Here is a 4,931-nt window from a genome sequence, read left to right as displayed (position 1 = left end):
GGTCGAGGAGCTGGCGGCGATCAAGACGGTGCGGGGGATCGTCGACTGGATCGTCGAACGCACCGGTCCGGACACCCCGCCGGGGGAGCCGGCCAGCCGGCCGGCCGAGTTCGCGGCGGACGCGCCCGGAGAGAACCGGCGGTACCCGTCCGCTCCCGGTGGTCCTGCCGGGCCGGGGGGTTCCCGGCCGGGCGGCACCAGGCCGGGCCACGACGTACCGGGCCACGACGTACCGGGCCACGACGTACCGGGCCAGCCCGGTTCGCCGCGGGGCGACCAGGACCGTTCGGGTCGAGGTCGGGACAGGCACGGCGCCGCCGGCCACGAGCCGGGCGGCAGCGCGGCGGCGGCCCGGACCGGGCGCGGCGAGCCGGCGCTCGTCGGAGCGGCCCAGGCCGCCGCGGCGGCGCCGCCCGGGTGGACCGCCGCCGCCGCGACCACAGCAACCGGAGCTGCCAGCGCGCCTCCCGTCACCGGCGGCGCCGACGAGGACGTCGAGGCGATCCCGCTGCAGCGCTTCGTGGTGGAGCCGCAGGCGGTTGCCGCGCCCGCGGACGTGGCGCCGGCCGATCTGACCGGTTGCCGGTTCCTGTTGGTCGAGGGTGGTCTCGGTGTTGGCCTGGCGCTGGCGACGAGGCTGGAGCAGGCCGGCGCCGAGGTGCGGATCCTCGCCGCCGACGATCCCGGTCTCGTCGACCAGATCCGGGCCGGCGCCGGCGCCGACGGCCTGGCCTGGATCGCCTCCGCCGACCCGGACGCGAACGAGCGTGCCGTGCTGCCGGGCGCGTTCCCCGCGCTGCGGGCGGCGGCGCTCGGCGGCAGCCGCCGGGTGCTCGCCGTCACCGGCAACGGCGGCCGGTTCGGCCGGTCGACCGTCCGCGGCGGCGACGCCGGTCGGTCCGCTCCGGGCGCGGGGCTCGCCGGGCTGGTGCGCACGATCGCGCGGGAGGTGCCGGGACTGGCGCTGCGCGTCGTCGACGTCGAGGTGAAGGAGGAGCCGCGGCAGATCGCCAACTCCCTGTTCACCGAGCTGCTGGGCCCCGGCGGCCCGGTGGTCGTCGGCTACCGGGAGGGCGCGCGGGCGACGCCGCGGGTCACGCCCGCGCCGCTCGGCCAGGCCGCGGACGTCCCCGCGGGGCTCGACGCGTCGTCGGTGGTGCTGCTGACCGGCGGGGCGCGGGGAATCACCGCCGCGGTCGCACTGGAGCTCGCCCGCCGCACCGGCTGCGCCGTCGAGCTCGTCGGCCGCACCGCGCCGCCCACCGCGCCGGAGGACCCGGCGACGGCGGGCGCGCCCGACGCCCCGGCGCTGCGCCGGGCACTGATCGAGACGGGCATCCGCCGGCCGGCCGAGATCGAGGCACGCCTCGCCCGGCTGCTCGCCGAGCGGGAGGTCCGGACGAACCTCGCCGCGCTGGAGGGTCTCGCCGCCTCGGTCCGCTACCACGCGGTGGACGTGCGGGACGCGGCCGCCGTCGCCGCCGTCGTCGCCGACGTGTACGACCGCCACGGCCGGCTGGACGGCCTCGTGCACGGCGCGGGCATCCTCGCCGACCGCCTGCTGCGCGACAAGACGGCCGAGTCGTTCGACCGGGTCTTCCGGACGAAGGCCGACGGCGCCCGGGCGCTGCTCGCCGCGGTCCGCGACGACATCGGCTTCGTCGCGCTGTTCGGCAGCGTCGCGGGGGTGTTCGGCAACCGCGGCCAGGCCGACTACGCCGCGGCGAACGACGCCCTCGACACCCTGGCCATCGCCGCCGCCGAACGGTTCTCCGGCCGGGTCGTCAGCGTCGACTGGGGGCCCTGGGGGGCTGCGCCCTCGGCCGCCGGCGCCGGGATGGTCTCCCCGGAGCTGGCCCGCGAGTACGCCCGGCGCGGCATCGGCCTGATAGACCCGGCCGAGGGCGTCGACGCGCTGCTGCGCGAGCTCGCCGGCCCGGCCGACGGGCCGCCGCAGGTCGTCTACATGTGCGCCGGCGCGGGCGCGTTCGATGCGTGATCCCGGCGCGGCGGCGGGCGCGCCGCCGATCGCCGTCGTGGGGATGTCGGCGCTGTTCCCCGGCGCCGGCGATCTCGACACGTACTGGCGCAACATCGTCGGCGGGGTCGACGCCGTCCGGGAGGTCTCGCCGGGCCGCTTCGACGTCGACGACTACTTCCCGCCGGCGGTCGCCGACGGCGCGGCCGACGCGTTCTACTGCCGGCGCGGCGGCTTCGTCGACGAGCTGGCCTCGTTCGACCCGGCGGCGTTCGGCGTCGTCCCGAACGCCGTCGAGTGGGCGGAACCGGACCAGCTGCTCGCGCTGCGCCTGGCCGCCGAGGCGATCACCGACGCCGGCGGACCCGAGCGCCTCGGGGACGCCGAGCGGATCGGGGTGGTGCTCGGCCGCGGCGGGTACGTCGGCGCCGGCGTCGCGCGGCTCGAACAGCGGGTGCGGACGTCCCGCCAGCTCGTCACGACGCTGCGCGAGGTGCTGCCCGACCTGCCCGACGAGGCGGTGGACCGGGTCCGGGCGGCGTTCGTCGACAGGCTGGGCCCGGCCCGGCCCGAGGCGTCGATCGGCCTGGTGCCCAACCTCGCCGCGTCCCGGGTCGCGAACCGGCTTGACCTGCGCGGACCCGCCTACACGGTGGACGCGGCCTGCGCGTCGTCGCTGATCGCCGTCGAGTCGGCCATGCGCGACCTCGGTGCCGGCCGGACCGACGCGATGATCGTCGGCGGCGCGCACCTGGTGCACGAGGCGTCGTTCTGGAGCGTGTTCACACTGCTGCGCGCGCTGTCGCCGAGCGAGGTGATCCGCCCGTTCGACCGGCGTGCCGACGGCATCCTCATCGGCGAGGGCGTCGGCATGCTGGTGCTGCGCCGCCTCGCCGACGCCCGCCGCGACGGCGACCGGATCTACGCGGTGCTGCGCGGCGCGGGCACGTCGAGCGACGGGCGGTCGGCGTCTCTGCTGGCCCCGGCCGCCGACGGGCAGGCGCTGGCCGTGCGGCGGGCATGGGCGGACGCTGGCCTCGACCCGACCGCCCCCGGCGCCCTCGGCCTCGTCGAGGCGCACGGCACCGCCACGCCGACCGGCGACGCCGTCGAACTGGCCACCCTCGGACGGATCTTCGGAACGGCGGGTCGCGGCGGGCCGCTCGGCGCCGCCGGGGCCGCCGGGGCCGGCGACCTCGACGGCGGTGCGGCCGACATCGGGATCGGCTCCGTCAAGTCCATGATCGGCCACGCGATGCCCGCCGCCGGCGCCGCCGGACTGATCAAGACGGCGCTCGCGCTGCACCACCGGGTGCTGCCGCCGACGCTGCACTGCGACGAGCCGCACCCCGCCTTCGCCGGCAGCCGCTTCGCGCCGGTGCGCGCTGCGACTCCCTGGGACACCCCGCTCGGCGGCGGCCCGCGCCGCGCCGGCGTCAACGCCTTCGGCTTCGGTGGCGTCAACGCCCACCTCGTCGTCGAGGAAGCACCCCCGGACGCGGCGGCGACCCCGGCCCACACCTTCCCCGCGCCGGCCGCCTCGGCCGCCCCAGTGCCGGTCGCCCCAGTGCCGGTCGTGACGGTACCGGTCGTGACGGAGCGGGTGGCGGATCCGGACGCCGAGGCGGTGCTGCTGCTCGCCGGCTCCGGGCCGGCGGACCTGCTCGCCCAGCTCGCCGCGCCCGACGCCGACCTGCTGGCCCGCGACGACGCGGCGACCCCGCCGGTGGGCGGCCCGTGGCGGCTCGCGGTGGTCGCGCCGTCGCCGCGCCGGCTGGCCCTCGCCCGCACCGTGGTCGAGCGCGAGACGCCCTGGCGGGGCCGCAACGACCTGTGGTTCACCCCCGCCGGGCTGCTCGACCCCGCCACGGCCGCCGGCAGCACGGCGTTCCTGTTCTGCGGGCTGGAGGACAAGTTCGTCCCCCGCATCGACGACGTCTGCGCCCACTTCGGCCTCGCCGACCCGGGCCTCGGCGACACCGCGATGCTCGGCCAGCACGGCGTCGCCAGCGTCGAGGTCGGGCGGGTGCTCGACGTCGCCCTGCGCCGCCTGGGCATCGTCCCGGACCTCGTCGGCGGGCACAGCATCGGCGAGTGGAACGCGATGATCTCCTGCGGGCTGGTCCCGGACGCGTTCGCCGACTCGTTCATCTCCGGCTTCGACCCGTCCGCGCTGGAGGTGCCAGGAGTCGTGTTCGGCGCGCTCGGCTGCGGCGCGCGGCGGGCGGCGGAGGTCATCGCCGACCTGCCCGACATCGTCGTCTCCCACGACAACTGCCCGCATCAGTCGATCGTCTGCGGGCGTGAGGACAGCGTGCGCGTCGCGCTGGAGCGGCTGCGCGGCGACGGCGTGCTCGGTCAGACGCTGCCCTTCCGGTCGGGGTTCCACTCGCCGTTCCTCGAGCCCTACCTGGACCTGCTGCGGACCAATCTCGACGCCACCCCGCTGCTCGAGGCCGCCGTGCCGATCTGGTCGGCGACGACGGCCGCCCCCTACCCGCGCGAACACCGCGCCGTGCGCGAGCTCGCCCTGCGCCACCTGGTCGAGCCGGTCCGGTTCGGGGACCTCATCCGCCGGCTGCATGACACCGGGGTACGGGCGTTCGTGCAGGTCGGGGTAGGCAGCGTCGCCGGGTTTGTCGACGACACGCTGCGCGGGGACGAGCATGTCTCGCTCGTCTCGAACACGCCGAAACGATCTGGCCTGGACCAGTTGCGCCGGGTCGCGGCGGCGCTGTGGGTCGAGGGCGCCGCGCCCCGACTCGACCTGCTGCCCTGCCGCCACCGCCCCGCGCCGACGGCGATCCGGCCCCCCGAGCCCGTCGCCGCGCCGTTGGCGGAGGTCGACTCCGGGCGGCGGGTACAGCTGCCTCAGCGCCGCGGCAGCGCGGTCCGGCTGAGCCTGAGCACCCCCCTGGTGCGTCTCGGCGCCGCGGCGCTGAGGCAGCTGTAC

At 77.5% G+C, this 4,931-nt stretch carries 2 protein-coding genes; both read left to right on the top strand.

The genetic code is table 11. From position 1 onward, the window contains the following. A partial coding sequence (locus C1A33_RS25970) for an SDR family NAD(P)-dependent oxidoreductase (RefSeq protein ID WP_243407956.1) occupies positions 1-1,999 on the top strand: 1,999 nt, incomplete at its 5' end. Next, a partial coding sequence (locus C1A33_RS25965) for a type I polyketide synthase (protein WP_115538016.1) occupies positions 1,992-4,931 on the top strand: 2,940 nt, incomplete at its 3' end. The genes C1A33_RS25970 and C1A33_RS25965, both read left to right, overlap by 8 nt.

The sequence above is a fragment of the Frankia canadensis genome (genome assembly GCF_900197875.1).
Taxonomy (GTDB): domain Bacteria; phylum Actinomycetota; class Actinomycetes; order Frankiales; family Frankiaceae; genus Frankia; species Frankia canadensis.
The sequence above is the reverse complement of the archived record's forward strand: the minus strand, read 5'-3'. Positions and strand labels throughout refer to the sequence as shown.